16 protein-coding genes and 1 tRNA gene (1 of these 17 cut by a window edge) are annotated in these 15293 nt (G+C 56.9%); 10 read left to right on the top strand and 7 right to left on the bottom strand.

The genetic code is table 11. The annotated features are described in order from the left end of the window. Positions 1–53 precede the first annotated feature (53 nt). From BP758_RS00365 to BP758_RS00330, 8 genes are all read left to right on the top strand, one after another. Positions 54–296 carry a heavy-metal-associated domain-containing protein gene (locus tag BP758_RS00365; protein WP_292367605.1) on the top strand — a complete coding sequence of 81 codons (243 nt, stop codon included), beginning with the start codon at positions 54–56 and terminating at the stop codon, positions 294–296. Between the two features lie 3 nt (positions 297–299). Beyond that, positions 300–2732 (top strand): heavy metal translocating P-type ATPase, encoded by a 2433-nt coding sequence (locus tag BP758_RS00360; protein WP_292367603.1) that lies wholly within the window; start codon positions 300–302, stop codon positions 2730–2732. Positions 2733–2745: 13 nt separating this feature from the next. Then, entirely contained in the window at positions 2746–2886 is a 141-nt protein-coding gene (locus BP758_RS00355; RefSeq protein WP_292367601.1) for a YHS domain-containing protein, read from the top strand. A 187-nt stretch (positions 2887–3073) separates the two neighbouring features. Next, the gene (locus BP758_RS00350) at positions 3074–3673 is read left to right on the top strand and encodes a DUF2179 domain-containing protein (protein ID WP_292367599.1); all 600 of its coding nucleotides are present in this window, start codon (positions 3074–3076) and stop codon (positions 3671–3673) included. Between the two features lie 125 nt (positions 3674–3798). Further along, positions 3799–4818 carry a hypothetical protein gene (locus BP758_RS00345; RefSeq protein ID WP_292367597.1) on the top strand — a complete coding sequence of 340 codons (1020 nt, stop codon included), beginning with the start codon at positions 3799–3801 and terminating at the stop codon, positions 4816–4818. A 40-nt stretch (positions 4819–4858) separates the two neighbouring features. Then, on the top strand, positions 4859–5317 hold the full coding sequence (locus tag BP758_RS00340) for a tetratricopeptide repeat protein (RefSeq protein WP_292367596.1): 459 nt from the start codon (positions 4859–4861) through the stop codon (positions 5315–5317). A 132-nt stretch (positions 5318–5449) separates the two neighbouring features. After that, positions 5450–5938: a ferritin gene (locus BP758_RS00335; RefSeq protein WP_292367594.1), complete on the top strand. Its 489-nt coding sequence runs from the start codon at positions 5450–5452 to the stop codon at positions 5936–5938. Between the two features lie 93 nt (positions 5939–6031). Continuing rightward, complete coding sequence (locus BP758_RS00330; RefSeq protein ID WP_292367591.1) at positions 6032–7138, top strand: DUF362 domain-containing protein; 1107 nt, start codon at positions 6032–6034, stop codon at positions 7136–7138. A 10-nt stretch (positions 7139–7148) separates the two neighbouring features. Here BP758_RS00330 and BP758_RS00325 read toward each other — a convergent pair whose 3' ends face one another. Both BP758_RS00325 and BP758_RS00320 read right to left on the bottom strand, forming a co-directional pair. Then, positions 7149–7667 carry a GNAT family N-acetyltransferase gene (locus BP758_RS00325; protein ID WP_292367589.1) on the bottom strand — a complete coding sequence of 173 codons (519 nt, stop codon included), beginning with the start codon at positions 7665–7667 and terminating at the stop codon, positions 7149–7151. Then, the gene (locus tag BP758_RS00320; protein WP_292367587.1) at positions 7657–8226 is read right to left on the bottom strand and encodes a methyltransferase family protein; all 570 of its coding nucleotides are present in this window, start codon (positions 8224–8226) and stop codon (positions 7657–7659) included. Before BP758_RS00320 ends, BP758_RS00325 begins: the two co-directional genes overlap by 11 nt. A 215-nt stretch (positions 8227–8441) precedes the next feature. On the opposite strand from BP758_RS00320, the gene BP758_RS00315 reads away from it, so the two are divergent. Then, positions 8442–9968 carry a carboxylesterase/lipase family protein gene (locus tag BP758_RS00315; RefSeq protein WP_292367585.1) on the top strand — a complete coding sequence of 509 codons (1527 nt, stop codon included), beginning with the start codon at positions 8442–8444 and terminating at the stop codon, positions 9966–9968. A gap of 114 nt (positions 9969–10082) precedes the next feature. On the opposite strand, the gene BP758_RS00310 is transcribed toward BP758_RS00315, so the two are convergent. After that, positions 10083–11153, bottom strand: a complete 1071-nt coding sequence (locus tag BP758_RS00310; protein ID WP_292367583.1) for a phospholipase D-like domain-containing protein — start codon at positions 11151–11153, stop codon at positions 10083–10085. Between the two features lie 557 nt (positions 11154–11710). On the opposite strand from BP758_RS00310, the gene BP758_RS00305 reads away from it, so the two are divergent. Next, on the top strand, positions 11711–11863 hold the full coding sequence (locus BP758_RS00305; RefSeq protein WP_292367581.1) for a hypothetical protein: 153 nt from the start codon (positions 11711–11713) through the stop codon (positions 11861–11863). A gap of 301 nt (positions 11864–12164) precedes the next feature. Here BP758_RS00305 and BP758_RS00300 read toward each other — a convergent pair whose 3' ends face one another. The 4 genes from BP758_RS00300 to BP758_RS00285 form a co-directional block, all read right to left on the bottom strand. Continuing rightward, positions 12165–12941 carry a hypothetical protein gene (locus tag BP758_RS00300; RefSeq protein ID WP_292367579.1) on the bottom strand — a complete coding sequence of 259 codons (777 nt, stop codon included), beginning with the start codon at positions 12939–12941 and terminating at the stop codon, positions 12165–12167. A gap of 160 nt (positions 12942–13101) precedes the next feature. Continuing rightward, positions 13102–14283, bottom strand: a complete 1182-nt coding sequence (locus BP758_RS00295) for a bifunctional 5,6,7,8-tetrahydromethanopterin hydro-lyase/3-hexulose-6-phosphate synthase (RefSeq protein WP_292367578.1) — start codon at positions 14281–14283, stop codon at positions 13102–13104. 73 nt (positions 14284–14356) lie between these two features. Next, positions 14357–15154 (bottom strand): PhzF family phenazine biosynthesis protein, encoded by a 798-nt coding sequence (locus BP758_RS00290; RefSeq protein WP_292367576.1) that lies wholly within the window; start codon positions 15152–15154, stop codon positions 14357–14359. Positions 15155–15244: 90 nt separating this feature from the next. After that, positions 15245–15293: transfer RNA gene (locus BP758_RS00285), tRNA-Trp, on the bottom strand (it continues 392 nt past the right edge of the window).

Genomic DNA, 15293 nt, shown 5'->3' with positions numbered 1-15293 from the left:
GCATCCGGCGGTCGGGTCAGGACCGGGGAGGTTATTTCCCGGGAGAGGAGACGATGACAGGTACGGGAACACAACAGGAGATCGTAATCGGCGTTGGCAAAATGATGTGCGCCCACTGCGCAAAGCGGGTGGAGACGGCCCTGGGCAGGCTGCCCGGCGTTCTCCAGGCCACGGTAACCCTGGAGAAGAAGCAGGTGGCGGTGGTATTCGATCCTTCGCGTACTTCACCGGAAGAGATGGAAAAAGCCATCACCGGTGCAGGATACCAGTTCCTCGGGATCGTAACGGGGGCTTGACCTGTGCCGGAACCGGAAAAAAAGAACGCCGAACTGAAAATTACCGGGATGCACTGTGCCACCTGCGCTGTTACGGTAGAAGAAGCCCTTTCCGGGGTAAAGGACGTCAGCAGTGCACAGGTAAACTTCGGGACCGAGACCGCCCGCGTGGAGTTCGATCCAAAAAAGACGAGCCTTGCCGAGCTTGAGAAAGCGGTGCGGGACGCCGGGTACGATGTGACCAACCGCGAGGTGGTCATAAAAGTCGGCGGGATGATGTGTGCCACCTGCGTCCAGACCGTCGAGGCAGCGCTCCGGGCACTGCCCGGCGTGATAACCGCAAACGTCAACCTTGCAAACGAACGGGCCTACGTTACCTACAACCCCTCGGTAACGACCGTGGCGGATATGAAAAAGGCGATCGAGGACGACGGGTACCAGTACCTCGGGATTGCCGGAGAATCAAGCGATGTCGAGGAGAAGGCCGCCCGCGAAGCGGACCTCCACGACAAGTTCATGCGGTTTGTCATCGGGTTTGCCGTAAGCATCCCGCTCATGGTCCTCATGTGGGTGCCGCTCGGGATCTCCATGCAGGCGCTTGCCTACGGGATGCTGATCGTCTCCACCCCGGTCTTTGCGTACGTTGCCTACCCGATCTTTAAGGCAGCACTCACGGCGCTCAAAAACCGGACCCTCTCGATGGACGTCATGTACGCCATGGGCACGGGGGTTGCGTACGTGGCGAGCGTGATGGGCACGTTTTCTATCGTGCTCACCAGCGACTACATGTTCTACGATACCGCGATCATGCTCGCGGCATTCCTCATGCTCGGGCGGTACCTCGAGGCCCGGGCAAAGGGCCGGACCTCGGATGCAATCAAAAAACTCGCCGGCCTCCAGGCAAAGACCGCGACCGTAATCCGGGAGGGAAAAGAGGTCGAGGTTGCCGCAGAGGATCTCGCTGTCGGCGACATCGTGGTTGTCAAACCCGGCAACCGGATACCGGTGGACGGCGAGGTCGTTGCCGGCGAAAGCTATGTTGACGAATCGATGATCACCGGCGAACCGGTCCCGCCCCTGAAAACAAAAGGAAGCAGTGTTGTGGGCGGTACCATCAGCACGAACGGCGTCCTCTCGGTAAAAGCCGCAAAAGTCGGCCGGGACACAGTGCTCGCGCAGATCATAAAACTCGTCGAGGACGCGCAGGGGTCAAAACCCCCCGTGCAGCGGATTGCCGATGTCGCGGTCACATACTTTATCCCGGCAGTCCTCCTCATCGCGTTCTCTGCCTTTGCCGTCTGGTACTTCCTCCTCGGCTCATCGCTCCTCTTTGCGCTCACCACCCTGATCTCGGTCCTCGTGGTGGCCTGCCCGTGTGCGCTCGGCCTTGCCACGCCGACTGCGGTCACGGTGGGGATCGGCCGTGGGGCGGAGCTCGGGATCCTGATCCGGAACGGCGAGGCGCTCGAAAACGGGGAGAAGGTGACGACCGTCATCCTCGACAAGACCGGCACGCTCACGAAAGGAAAGCCGGAGGTAACCGATCTCATCGCTGTCGGTATCAGCGAGGCAACTCTCCTCTCCCTTGCGGCGGCAGTAGAGAAGAACTCCGCCCACCCGCTCGCACAGGCAGTGGTCCGGGCCGCGGAGGCAAAGGGCGCACTACAGGAGACCGCAGAATCCTTCGACACCCTCGGCGGGAAAGGCGTTTATGCAAAAGTGCTCGGCGAGGAAGTACTTGCAGGCAACCGCACGCTCATGCAGGAACGGGGCATCGGCATCCCGGCCGATCTTGAAGCAACGATCCAGGCATTCGAGCAGGAGGGAAAAACCGCAGTCATCCTTGCCGCCGGCGGACAGGTGGCAGGCGTCATCGCCATTGCAGATACCTTAAAAGAGACGAGCACGGATGCAGTCCGGCGCTTTAAGGAGCACGGGATCGCGGTTGTCATGGTGACCGGCGACAACCGGCGCACGGCGGAGGCCATCGCAAAGAAGGCCGGCATCGACCGGGTAGTGGCCGAAGTCCTCCCCGACCGGAAGGCACAGGAAGTCCGCGCACTCCAGGAGAAGAAAGAGGTCGTTGCCTTTGTCGGCGACGGGATCAACGATGCCCCGGCGCTCGCGCAGGCAGATGTCGGGATCGCCATCGGGAGCGGGACCGATATCGCCATCGAGAGCGGTGAGATCGTGCTCGTAAAAGACGACCTGCTCGATGCGGTCGCGGCACTCGAACTCTCGAAAAAAGTGATGGGCAGGATCCGGGGCAACATCTTCTGGGCCTTTGCCTACAATTCGGCGCTCATCCCGGTGGGAGCCGGTCTCCTGTACCCGTTCTTCGGCTTTGTCTTCCGGCCGGAGCTCGCCGCCCTTGCCATGGCCGCAAGTTCGGTCACGGTCGTTACGCTCTCGCTCCTCCTCAAAGGGTATATACCGGAAGCAAAGAAGGAATCATAACGGAGGTAGGTCCATGGCAATCGATCCGATCTGCAAGATGACCGTCGATGAAAAGACGGCGAAATTCACGAGCGAGTACAAGGGAAAGAAGTACTATTTCTGCGCCCCGGGCTGCAAGAAGAAGTTCGATTCGGATCCGGCAAAGTACGCCTGATCCCGGGCCGGAGGGGGCCCGCCAATCCGGGCGTGCTCCTCCGCGCGATGGGGCGTAACTCTCCAAATTTCCTTTTTTTGGGCATATTTTCCCGTAATCTTGATATACCAACGACAGCATATGATTTGCAATTTAGCAACAGTCACCGGCGTCCGGTCCCCTATACGACCGACAGAAGGCATGCATTATGGCATTCTATCTCGTCAGCCCCGATCTCTTCAACTGGCTCATCCTGCCAGTCCTCATCTTTCTCGCGCAGGTAGCAAACGTCTGCATGGAGACGCTCCGGATCGTCTTTTTGTCCAAGGGCATGAAGTACCTGGCCCCGGTGATCGCATTCTTCGAGATCATCATCTGGCTCCTTGCCATCGTCGGGGTGCTCAACAACCTTTCCAATGTCTCGTACTTCCTTGCCTATGCCTTCGGGTTTGCGCTCGGGACGTACGTGGGCCTTGTCATCGAGGAGAAACTCTCGATCGGCATGGTGATCATGCGTATCATCACGACCGACGGCACCGGCGAAGCCATCCAGCAGTTTTTGCAGGCGGAAAACTACGGCTCGACCATCCTCGATGCCAAAGGCGCCCGGGGCGGGGTCAAGATGATCATCTCGCTGGTCAACCGCGACGATCTCCCCCGGATTACCCGGCATATCGAGGAGACCAACCCCGGGGCATTCTTCTCGATCGAGGACGTAAAATACGTCAACCAGGGGGTCTTTCGGCCCAAAAAACAGAACCCGTTTACCGGGTTCATCCACTCCCTTGCCGGGCCCCGAAAACGCTAAGGCCCGGGGCACTTTTCGGAAACGCAAACAACAAATCCTAATCTTTTTTTATATAAAAGGTAAACTTAACGCGATACAGTGGCAGACCCTACGCCATACCGCTGGTACCGGGAGTGTGTCCGGTCATGAAGACCAACATGCCCCTCTCAAAGCCTATCCGCAGGTATATTGCAGAGGCTGAACGCCTGCTCGATACCGAGATCACCCTTTTGCGCAAACCCGAGGCGGAACCGGCGGGAACGCTGATCGATGTCTATACCTACAACATCGACAAGAACATCATCATCTTTCCTGCCAACTACATCGGTCTTTTAAAGGACTTTGTCATCGCCAAGCAGTGCACGTACCTGCTTGTCAAGGGTGCGGCAGAAGAGCGGGGCGGGTACCGGGTCTGTTCGTACGATGCCGATTCGGTATACCGGGGCATGCGGCAGATCTACTTCGATACCTTAAAGGACGAGGCAAAGAAGGACAAGAAACTCCCGGTAAAGAAGCTCATCGAGATGCTCTTTATGCTCTACCGGCAGTTCCACGACGATCTCAACGAACTTCCCTGGAACCCGATCGTGAATGCCAGGGTCTACCACCGCATGGAGCAGCTCAGAAAGACCCAGCTCTATATCCTTTTAAAAGACGGCAAGAAAGACATGGACGAGATGTCGGACATGATGGAGATCATCCCGCGCAGGTATTTCGTGCTCGACAAGTCCATGTTCTATGCCCGGGACCTCTATCTTGCAAAGACGCTCCCCTCCGACAAGCTCATGCCGGTCGTGAACATCCCCCAGATGAAGAAGTTCGACCACCTGGAAGTAAAAGAGATGCTGACCACGCGCTGGACGCACACGGCCTGGTACCAGTCGAAAGTCTTCGGGGACAACATGCTCGAGATCATGGAGAAATACCTGCAAATCGACTGGAACGGCGAGATCACCATCGACTATTTTGCCGATCTCTACAAATCGGGCGTTGCCATGACCAATGCGCTCACCGCGTACATGACAATGAAGGACTGGTTTATCTGGGAGAAGCCCAAACACCTGCTCAATGCACTGGAAAAGTCGGAGACCTACGAGCACGAGGCCCTCAGGAAGATCTTCGGGGACCTTATCGACGACCAGAACCTGAACGGGGGCAGATCATGAGATACCAGATATTACATCATACAAAAAGGGGGTAAAAACCGTGCCGGAAAGTCAGGCAACCCGTTTTTTGAAACGGGCGGAGAGCTATCTGAAACAGACGAAGTACAAAGAAGCGCTTGCCCATGCAGACCAGGCAATCCTGCTCGAACCGAAAAACACCGCGGCATATACCCTGCGGGCTGCAATAAAGATCGACATGGGGGAGTACAAGGCCGGGATTGTCGACTGCGACCGGGCGCTCGCGGTCAACCCGAACTGGGCAGAAGCCCTCGCAAAAAAGGCGCTCGCCCTCTATTCGCTCGAACAGTACGCCCCGGCCCTTGCGGCAGCTACCCGGGCCGTCTCCTTAAATGCAAACGATGCAGAGGCCTGGTATCTCCGGGGCATCTGCCTTGAAGAGACCGGGAAGAGCGAGGAGGCCGAGGTGGCATATGCAAAGTCGCTCGAACTGGAGATCATCCTGGATATCAAGGAAGAGAGCCGGCACGTCCGGAAATAACCGGTGCGTTCCCCCGGCCCCGTTTCTTTTTTTTGCTTTTTTATTATTGATTCACGGTGCAGGAACTGTCACCTGCGATAGCATTATTAAAAGACAAACCAACTACTCGCATAAAAGGAGGTTTTTCCGGATATGCTCTCAAAAACCATAGAAGAAGCCCTGAACAAACAGGTCAACCGCGAACTCTATTCGTCCTACCTCTACCTTGGTATGTCGGCCTGGTTCGAGACCCAGAACCTCAAAGGGTTTGCCGGGTGGATGATGGTCCAGTCGGGCGAAGAACGGAACCATGCGATGAAGATCTACGAGTATATCATCGCCCGGCAGGGAAAGGTTTCGCTCGGGGAGATCGAGGCCCCCAAAGCCAAGTGGACGTCCGCCGGCAAGGTCTTTGAAGAGGTATACGCCCACGAGCAGAAGGTGACCGGCATGATCGATGCCCTCGTGGACCTCGCGGTTAAGGAGAAGGACCACGCAACCTTCGAGATGCTCCAGTGGTTCGTGAAAGAACAGGTCGAAGAGGAAGCAAACGCAGCCACAATCTGCGAGAAGATAAAGACCGTCGGAGATATTCCCGGGCACCTCTTCTATCTCGACCACGAACTTTCCAAGAGAAAGTAACTTTTTTTCTTTTTTTCACCTGCCTGAAAGCGCACGCGGTACGAACGCTCAATACCCCGGGCAACCAATCCCGGAAAAGAGGGAGAATCCGGTATGACAAGCAAGGTCTGGTTTGCCAGCCTCCGGGCAAGGTCGCCCGAGGACAGTACCGAGGCAAAGGTACGAAAGCTCTTTGATGCGGCGGGGATGTCGTCCTGTATCCACAAACAGGACAAAACCGCGATAAAACTCCACTTCGGCGAGAAGGGAAACGACTCCTACATCAGCCCGGTCTTTGTCCGGCAGGTCGTGGAGAAGGTAAAGGCCGCAGGGGCCCTGCCGTTTGTAACCGACACCAACACCCTGTATCTCGGGAGCCGTGCAAACGCCGTCGATCACATCACCACGGCCATCCTCCACGGCTTCGATTACGCTGTGGTCGGGGCACCGGTGATCATCGCCGACGGCCTGTCCGGGAAGAATACCGCACCGGTCGAGATCCGGAAAAACCATTTCCAAACGGTCACGATTGCAGGCGACATCGTTGCAGCGGACAGCATGATCGTGATGACCCACTTCAAGGGCCACGAGATAGCCGGCTTTGGCGGGGCGATTAAAAACCTCGCCATGGGCTGCGCACCGCCCGCGGGAAAGCGCGACCAGCACCAGGCTAAGCCGTACACCATAAACGATCTCTGTATAGGGTGCGGGAAGTGCACGCGGGTCTGCCCGAAGTCGGCGATCACGCTTGTCGAGAAAAAGTCCGTTATTAACCGGAACCTCTGCATCGGCTGCTTTGAGTGCATGACGGTCTGCCCGTCCCATGCCATCGATATCGACTGGGAGACCGAGATCCCGCTCTTTACCGAGCGGATGGTCGAGTACGCGTACGGTGCGGTAAAAGGAAAGGAAGGCCGGGTGGGCTACCTCAGTTTCCTTACCCGGATCACGCCCGACTGCGACTGCGTGCCGTGGAGCGATGCCTCGATCGTGCCGGATATCGGCATCCTTGCCTCCACCGACCCGGTGGCAATCGATGCGGCGGCCTGCGATCTCGTGAACAAACAGCCGGGCTTTAAGGAATCCTTCCTGACCCACCACCACGAACCGGGCGACGACAAGTTTGCCGGGATGCGGCCGAACACCGACGGCCCGCGCCAGCTCCGGTATGCCGAGGAGCTCGGGCTGGGCAGCCGCACCTACGAGCTGATCCGGATATAACTTTTTTTAGTTAGTCTACGAACCGATCCATCCAGACGTAGGTCTTTTCGGATTCAAGGCCGTACGTTGTAACATACCCGGTAAGGAAGGTATCCTCTTTATCGATGAGCGTGGAGAGGTACGCGATCCCCTGGCATTTGAGCCGGGCAAGGAGCGCCTCCATGAAGAGCCGGCCATACCCCCGGCCCCGGTTCCCCGGCCGGAGGTAAAAGTTATCGAGATATGCCCAGTGCGAGGACATGATCTTGCAGAAGAGGAAACCGGCGATCCCGTCTTCATCCTCAAGCACCAGGAGGATATTCTCCTTCGGCGCTGCAACCCATTCTTCAAGTTCGCAACGCTCGTAGAACCGGATCGCGGAACTGACGCCAAAGGCCGGTTCTGCCGTGCCGATCGCAAAGACTGCATCAATATCGGCAGGGGTGGCACGGCGGATAACGGGCGATGGTGCCGGCTGACCCTCCCCCGGGGATCTGCTCCCCGTATACGCGATGCCCGGGCCCTCTCCCCGGGAGGTGTCAGAAGACATAGGGAATGAGTGCCTTTACCTCGCGCCGGTACCGGGCGTAGTCTTCCCTGAATTCTTCTTCAAGGACCTGCTCTTCCATCCGGGACTTCATCACAAAGAGGACAAAGACGAGGAGGACGCAGGTAAACACAATGACATACCCGGTACCAATCGCCGTCCCGAGCAGCCCCAGCGTTATGCCGGAGTAGATTGGGTGACGCACGTACCGGTACGGCCCGGTCCGGGTGAGGGTGTGCTGTTCGTGGATAAGGGGAAGGCCGCTCCAGTTCCTGCCAAGATGGACCCGGGCCCAGACCGCAAACCCGAGGCCGGCTGCGGTGATGAGAAGGCCGGCCGCCGCAGCCCAGATACTGTCGGGCACGATCTGTTCTGCAAGGAGCCCGGGCAGGAACCAGGAAACAAGGACGACCCATACGATGACCCAGACAAACCCGTACAGGAGGAACATGAGCCGGGGCTGCCGGCGTTTCACCGGGTTCCGGGTCTGCCATGCGGAAACGAGCCAGTACGCGTAGAATATAATCCAGAGCGCTGCAAAGAGAAGATAGACGACCTGCATGGTGCCAGTCCTTTATGGCCCGGAAACATTTGCCGGGTAACAGCGATCCGGTGAGCACCGGAACGTAATCAAGGTATGTACCGATGCAGGAGATGGGGCGGGCATGAAGCATGGCAGGGGAGCCCGGGCTCCAGATCCGAAGCGTTAAAAACCGGCAGCCTGATACTCCCCGTACCGCAAACAAAATTTTTTTGGGGGGGGATGGTGTTTTTCCTATGCAGGGATGGTGTCGTGCAGGATGTATTCTGGCAGCCTGCCTTATGGTTGCCGGGCTGGCAGTGATCGCCGGGTGTACGCAGCCGGTGCAGGACCCGACGCTCGTAAAGACCAGTGCCGGTTACGTATCGGGAATCAACCAGAGCGGGATCCGGGTCTATCTCGGGATCCCGTTTGCAGCCCCGCCGGTCGGCGACCTCCGCTGGAAGCCCCCGGCTCCTGCCCGGTCATGGTACGGCACAAAGGCGGCAACCGCGTACGGGGCAACCTGCCCGGAGGCACAGAAGAGTTCCCCGGCGGGAGGTGCCGCCCAAAACACGAGCGAGGACTGCCTGTACCTCAATGTCTGGACACCGGCAGCAAACGCGAGTGCGAAATTGCCGGTCATGGTCTTCTTCTATGGAGGGGGATTTACGAGCGTGGAAGGCTCGATGCCCATGTACAATGGCACTACCCTTGCAAAGCAGGGTGTTGTTGTCGTTACCACCAACTACCGGATCGGGGCGCTGGGATTCCTTGCCCACCCGGGTCTTGACCGGGAATCCCCGCACAATGCCTCGGGCAATTACGGGATTCTCGACCAGCAGGCCGCCCTGAAATGGGTGCAGAAGAACATCGGTGCGTTCGGCGGGGATCCTTCCCGGGTAACGATCTTTGGCCAGTCGGCCGGAGGAGAGAGCACCTACATCCACCTGGTCTCGCCCGAAAGCAAAGGGCTCTATAGCCAGGCTATCGTGGAGAGCGGTCCTTTCTTTGCCCATGGGGCGATCATCAACGCCACCCACCCGAAGGATTATGCCGAAGCGTTCGGGACCGGGTATGCAGAGAGCCTCGGGTGCTCCGGCCCGGATGCCATTACCTGCATGAGAAATACGAGCCCTGCTGCCCTGATCGCTGCAACGCCTTCGTCACCGTCGGAGTTCCAGAGCACCCACACGGTCATGTTCGAGCCCAACATCGACGGGTGGGTCCTGCCGGATAGTCTCGACAACCTCTACCGCGACCACCGGGAAGCGGCGATCCCCCTGATGGTCGGGAACAATGCCAATGACGGGACAACGCTTTCGGCAGATGCCAACATGAGCGTCCCGGAATACCGGGCCTTCCTTGCAAACCGGTTCGGCAGCGATGCTGACGTGGTCTTTGCACGCTACCCGGCCAATTCCACAGCAGAAGTCCAGCTCCGGCTCGCGCAGATCATGGAGGACATGGACTTCATAGACTCGGTAAAATATGCGGCAGATTCGATGAGCACGATCAGCCCCGACACGTACATGTACCGGTACTCGTACATCATCCCCGGGCAGCCCCAGGGGGCATTTCATGGCAGCGAGCTTGTCCTGCTCTTTTCCGTGCCCGGGATCCCCGTAGATCCGGCGGTTGCCGGAACGGTGGTGGACCTCTGGACCCGGTTTGCAAAGACGGGAGACCCGAACGGCGGGACGAACCTGATCTGGCCGAAGTACACGCAGGCTGCGGGCCAGTATCTCGATATCAATACTACCTCTTCGGTCAGGACCGTGTGAGTTCCCCGCAATCCCTGCCGGTTCCCCTTAAGAGAAGACAACACTCCGGCCGGGCAGGGACTGCGCACCCGGCGGCAAAAACGGGTTTATGAAAAAAGGGAGAGTCCGGATCGCTCATCCGGCAGGTTCCGGCACAGCGGGAACCTGCCAGTCCTTGTTGAACTCTGTTTCGATCCGGTCGAGGATCGGCTGCTCTGTCACGAGAATCCCCAGGTTCCGGCTCTGGTCCAGGGATTCCGCGGCAAAGTATGCCGAGCCCACGTACGCAACCTGTTTTTGCGTCCCGTAATCGGCAACCGCCACCTTGGCGTGGATGTACGGCGCAGCGATCGATTTTGCCTTGGCGCCGCTCGCGGTAAGCGCGGCAAGCGCCGGGGCATTGATGTTCGTCCCGCTGCTGCCGATATTATCGGCTGCAAGCACCCGCACGGCAACGCCCCGCCCCGATGCATTGCACAGCGCCCCGATCACCTGCGGGTCGGTGATCGCATCGTTATAGACATCAAGCGTTTTCGAGGAGTTGTTGATGAGCCGGAGGATCTTCTCCCGGGCATTGACCGGGCTCCAGACAAGCGCCGGCTGGTCGGGAGTTACGTTCCGGTAATTCCAGTCCGCCTCGAAGACGTCCTCGATCTCCCTGACCTGGGCCGGGTCGTTTGTCACTACCCCGAAGTCCCGGGTTGTCCCAAAGAATGTCTGGTCCAGGTTGAGCGTCATGATGAGTGCAACCGACCCGTCGGCGGTGAGCGTCTTCTGGTGGGTGAGGGTAAATACGGGAGACCCGGGCATCATCTTTACCCCGAGCGGGGTGAGGTTTGCAATGGCGTAGTTGTTCGGGTTCGTGACATTCTCTTCGGCAAACGAGGCATTGTTGTAGATGATCCGGACCGATACGCCCCGCTTCTGTGCCGCGGCGAGCGCAGCAACGATCTCCGGGTCGTCAAGCTGGTAGATGGTGAGCGTGATGGTCTTTTGTGCGCCGTCAATGGTCCTGAGGACAATGGCCCGGCCGTCATTGGGTTCGACAAAGATCGTGTGGATCCCCGAACTTCCCGATGTGGCGTTCACGGAGGTCCCGGCATTTGCCTGCCCGGGGGAGGGCGTCCCGGTGCAGCCTGCGGCAACAGCGGCAAGGACCGCACACGCGATAACGGCAACGATGAGGAGCTGCGTTCTGGCATTCATTGGTTCTAGGATACCACGCAGGGGTACATAAGCTATCCGGATGTTTTTTTTTAAGATTTGCGTGGCGCTCCGGATCCCGTTTCAGGATCCCGTTGGGGGAGGGGGTACCCCCTACCCCCCCACCCTCTTTTTTTCAAAGTGGGGGTCACCCCCCTCCCCCTTCCGGCCCGGGATGACCCTCCCTTCGCCAGAAATGATATGCCCGCCGGATTTGTTTCTCCGTCGTGACTCCACGCGAAACAAAGGATCCGGTTCTGGAAAATCCGCACGGTTCTCGCAGGACCCGGGGGGGAGGGGGTGCCCCCCACCCCCCCTCCCTTCTTTTTTTTAAGCGGGGGGTACCCTCCCCCCCCATGTGCCGGCATGGCAGGGGGTACCCCCCTCGCTATTCACGGGAAAATCCCGGAAGGACCCGGAAAAGATCCGGGAAAAGCGGGAAGAGGACCGGAAGAAACTGGAAAAGTTCTCCGCTCTTTTTTCCATATTCCTGCGGTATATATCCCCGGGGATGGAGACAAGAGTGTAAGGCCCGAAGATCCGGGCAGGAGAAGTCCCCCATGAACGCAGAACACATACCAGAACCAGCCCGCAACGGATTCAATGCCCTCCCGACCCCCGAGAAGGAGTGGTTTTTGATCCGGGTCCGGAAGCTGACGCACCGGGCAGCGGGTAATGAACAGCCGGCGATGAATGGCCGGGCTGCTGTGTAAGAAGGCTGAAAATATAAACGGGGGGCGAGCCGTTCCCCCGCTAAAAACGGATCCTCTTTTTTGATAACATTCCTCCAGAAACGCACTCTTGTGTGGGATATCTGGATCTAGATAACTCATGACTGAATCTGATGAGGGAGTGTTCGTGACAGGAAAATGGCCGTTAGGACATTCACAAAAGAAGCTCACGGTAAATGTATTGTTTTGTTTGGTGAATTTCTAATATATAGGGCAGAGGTCATTCGTAAAAGAAAAACAACGCAATTGCAGTTATCGTAATACTCCAAAAATTAAATAGGATTTATTTTTTTCTCTTTACTCTAATTTTAACCATCCTATTCACCACGTCAACACATAATGGAAATAGGTTTTGGACATCCTCGATATCGTACATTAAATCGGGATGTTGTGTGGGATTTCGATAATTTTCTCTAATGTTATCCAAATTATTTAAAAGGGATATTGGTATTGAAGGATCTTTTAAACTACGCAATTCCTTTACCATATCAAACCAGGATATAAATGAATTTTGATTTTTCTTGGGCACTTTTTTCTTCTTATAATATAATTGTCTCAATTCCGCTTCTGTGCCACGTAATAAATGAAATGCTGCTGCTGTTGCTCGTTCAAACGCAATACATTTACATCCCTCTTTAAAGTCATATTGTGTTGTACTGGATAATTCATCGAAAATATTGGCTTCCATCAAACATGGCACGTTATTTAATAGTTTTTCAACTTCTATTCGTTTATCAGTTACAATATATGCAGAATATCCTTGTGACTCGGCAAAAAGTACATTGCGTAATCCCTTCATTATTTCTTGTAATTCCTTTGCTTCATCCTCTGAAAATACAGCATCTTTATCTTTATTTTTAATTTTTTCTTGAAAGATTTTTAAAGTAACTGCAGCTCTTGCCGTTACTTTTAAATTGTTTTTATCTAAATTGTTTAAAAAACGGACTATATTCTCTAAATATCGACCGTTTCCATGAATTAAACCCCCAGATTCTGCATCTTGAAGAAACCTAAGCTCAGTTCCAAAAAGTATCCAATAGTCTATTGTCTGAGATTTCATACTAATCTATTTTAAGATTTACATGCATTATATTGTTTTTATAGTATTTGTTTTACGAGTTTAACTATCGATAGGAATGTTATTAATAAAACGATAATACCTTAGACGTTTTAGGAGATACAATACGTCTACAGATTAATAAAAAAAATAGTATTGTGTATTAAAAGTCCGTCATAACCCGGAACTGGTCGATCTCTTCGCGGTTGAGCTGCTCGATGAACTCGTTTGCCGCGTGCTCGATGTCCTTGCTCGCGGTGATACCGCGGCCGACCACGAGAATATCTGCTCCGGCCTTAAGTGCGTCCTTTACAACCTCGACACGGATACCGCCGGCGGTTGCGCAGAGGAGCTTGCCGCCCGCTGCCTTCTTCATCGCCGGGATGTCGCCCCATGCATGGGCGGTCTCTTCGGTATCGATGGCGCGGTGGAGCTCTACGATGTCGGGCTTCACTTTAAGCTTCTCGATGAGCTTTGCCGGGCTCTGCACGTTGAGCATATCGATGATCGAGTAGATGCCCACCTTGCGGGCCTCGGAGATTGCCTTCTCGATGGTCGAGACCGGGGCAAGGCCCGAGACCACGACCGCGTCGGCCGTTGCATCGGCTGCCATGCGGGCTTCGAGGTTGCCCGTGTCGAGGATCTTCATGTCCGCGATGATGAATGCATTGGGGCGGAGCTTCCTGATCTCGCCGATAACATTTAAGCCGAACTTCTTGATCAGCGGGGTTCCCGCCTCGATGATCACGTGATCGTTCTGCGGCACTTCCTTTAAGACCTGGGCAACCTTGCCCATGTCAACGAGGTCCATTGCCACCTGCAGGTACGGCGGGTCCCAGAGGCGCTGCACCTTGAATCCCATGATACCGTGCGCTGCCCGGTCCTTCTCGTAGACAAGGGTCTTTGCGTCGGGGAACTTCTCGAGCGCCCGGTGGAGCGCGAGCTTGGTTGCACCGTAGTTGTACCGGTAGATCCGGTTGTAATCCTTTGCCTCGGGGTGGACAAACGCGGAGGCGATAATTGCGATATCCTCAATGTCGAGGTCCTTAAATGCGCCCTCTTCGAGGCAGTCGGCGATTGCCTTTGCAACCGCGGCCTGGACCGGGCCGAACATCTCGTTGACCTGCTCCATGTCCTTTAAGGTCACCTTGGGGATGATGACCGTTGCAGGCTTGGTGAGCAGGTTGGGGCGGACGACCGCAAGGAGCGGGGTGTGGCCCATGGACAGCTGCGATACCGCGTTTGCGAACGCGTTCCCGACCGGGCCTTCCTTGTTGCCCAGTAAAAGATCGATGTGGGCGAGTTCTGCGCCCTCACCGATGAGTGCTTCTCCGACAAGATACATGTGAATCTATTATCTCCGATTATGTATGGGACTGCCAACCATGATAAGATTACGGGGAGATGCCCCCATGGGATCAGGCCCGGAGGGTGCCGGAGAATACCTCTGCCGCATGGCCGGCAAGGAGGACCCGGTCGCCGGCAGGCGTGACCCGTACCGTTCCCCCGCGTTCCGAGCACTGGAACCCGGTCAGGGTTGCCTTCCCGAGCTTCTCTCCCCAGTACGGCCCGAGGCAGCAGTGGGCGGAGCCCGTTACCGGGTCCTCGGGGATACCGGCCGACGGCGCAAAGAACCGGGAGACAAAGTCCACGTCCGGGAGATCGGAGGCCGCGGTCACGATGACGCCCCGGGCAGGGAGCGCGGCGAGCAGGGCGAGGTCGGGCTCGCAGTCGCAGACATCGGATGCGGACGGCAGCTCCGCGAGGATGTCGAACCGGTTCTTCCCGGTAAAGACCGGGACCGCCCCGAGCGCTTCGGCAAGACCGGGAACGGGCGGGATCGCCCGGGCCGGTTCGGCCGGGAAGTCGAGCACGATCCAGTCGCCGTCTTGTCGTGCGGTAAGCGTCCCCGAGAGAGTCTCAAACGAGAGGGGGGAGCCCGGTGCCGCGTGACCGGCCGACCAGAGCACATACGCGGAGGCAAGGGTTGCATGCCCGCAGAGCTCCACTTCCTTTACCGGCGTAAACCAGCGCAGGTTCCACTGCCCGGCGGACGGGCCCGAAAAGAGAAACGCCGTCTCGGAGTGTTTGAGTTCGGCAGCCACCTGCTGCATCCACCCGGGCTCGGCCGGGCCGTCCATGACGCAGACGCTGGCAGGGTTCCCCCGGAAGGGGTGGCCAGTAAAGGCATCGACAACGTGCAGTTCGCAGCTCATAAAAGGGGATTGTCAGGCCGGCCGATAAAGGATCCGAAAAGAACAGATGAGACGGACTACCCGCTCACGGGATTATTTTTAGAGAAAACGTGGGGTTGGTGAGATTTGAACTCACGATCGACGGGTCTCTCCGACATGC

Source organism: Methanoregula sp. UBA64, assembly GCF_002502735.1.
GTDB lineage: Archaea > Halobacteriota > Methanomicrobia > Methanomicrobiales > Methanospirillaceae > Methanoregula.
This window is presented reverse-complemented; position numbering and strand designations above follow the sequence as displayed.

Coding starts and splice junctions, on each gene's coding strand:
- BP758_RS00365 (WP_292367605.1), top strand. CDS start 54: ATGACAGGTACGGGAACACAACAGGAGATCGTAATCGGCGTTGGCAAA.
- BP758_RS00355 (WP_292367601.1), top strand. CDS start 2,746: ATGGCAATCGATCCGATCTGCAAGATGACCGTCGATGAAAAGACGGCG.
- BP758_RS00350 (WP_292367599.1), top strand. CDS start 3,074: ATGGCATTCTATCTCGTCAGCCCCGATCTCTTCAACTGGCTCATCCTG.
- BP758_RS00345 (WP_292367597.1), top strand. CDS start 3,799: ATGAAGACCAACATGCCCCTCTCAAAGCCTATCCGCAGGTATATTGCA.
- BP758_RS00335 (WP_292367594.1), top strand. CDS start 5,450: ATGCTCTCAAAAACCATAGAAGAAGCCCTGAACAAACAGGTCAACCGC.
- BP758_RS00330 (WP_292367591.1), top strand. CDS start 6,032: ATGACAAGCAAGGTCTGGTTTGCCAGCCTCCGGGCAAGGTCGCCCGAG.
- BP758_RS00325 (WP_292367589.1), bottom strand. CDS start 7,667: ATGTCTTCTGACACCTCCCGGGGAGAGGGCCCGGGCATCGCGTATACG.
- BP758_RS00320 (WP_292367587.1), bottom strand. CDS start 8,226: ATGCAGGTCGTCTATCTTCTCTTTGCAGCGCTCTGGATTATATTCTAC.
- BP758_RS00315 (WP_292367585.1), top strand. CDS start 8,442: ATGCAGGGATGGTGTCGTGCAGGATGTATTCTGGCAGCCTGCCTTATG.
- BP758_RS00310 (WP_292367583.1), bottom strand. CDS start 11,153: ATGAATGCCAGAACGCAGCTCCTCATCGTTGCCGTTATCGCGTGTGCG.
- BP758_RS00305 (WP_292367581.1), top strand. CDS start 11,711: ATGAACGCAGAACACATACCAGAACCAGCCCGCAACGGATTCAATGCC.
- BP758_RS00300 (WP_292367579.1), bottom strand. CDS start 12,941: ATGAAATCTCAGACAATAGACTATTGGATACTTTTTGGAACTGAGCTT.
- BP758_RS00295 (WP_292367578.1), bottom strand. CDS start 14,283: ATGTATCTTGTCGGAGAAGCACTCATCGGTGAGGGCGCAGAACTCGCC.
- BP758_RS00290 (WP_292367576.1), bottom strand. CDS start 15,154: ATGAGCTGCGAACTGCACGTTGTCGATGCCTTTACTGGCCACCCCTTC.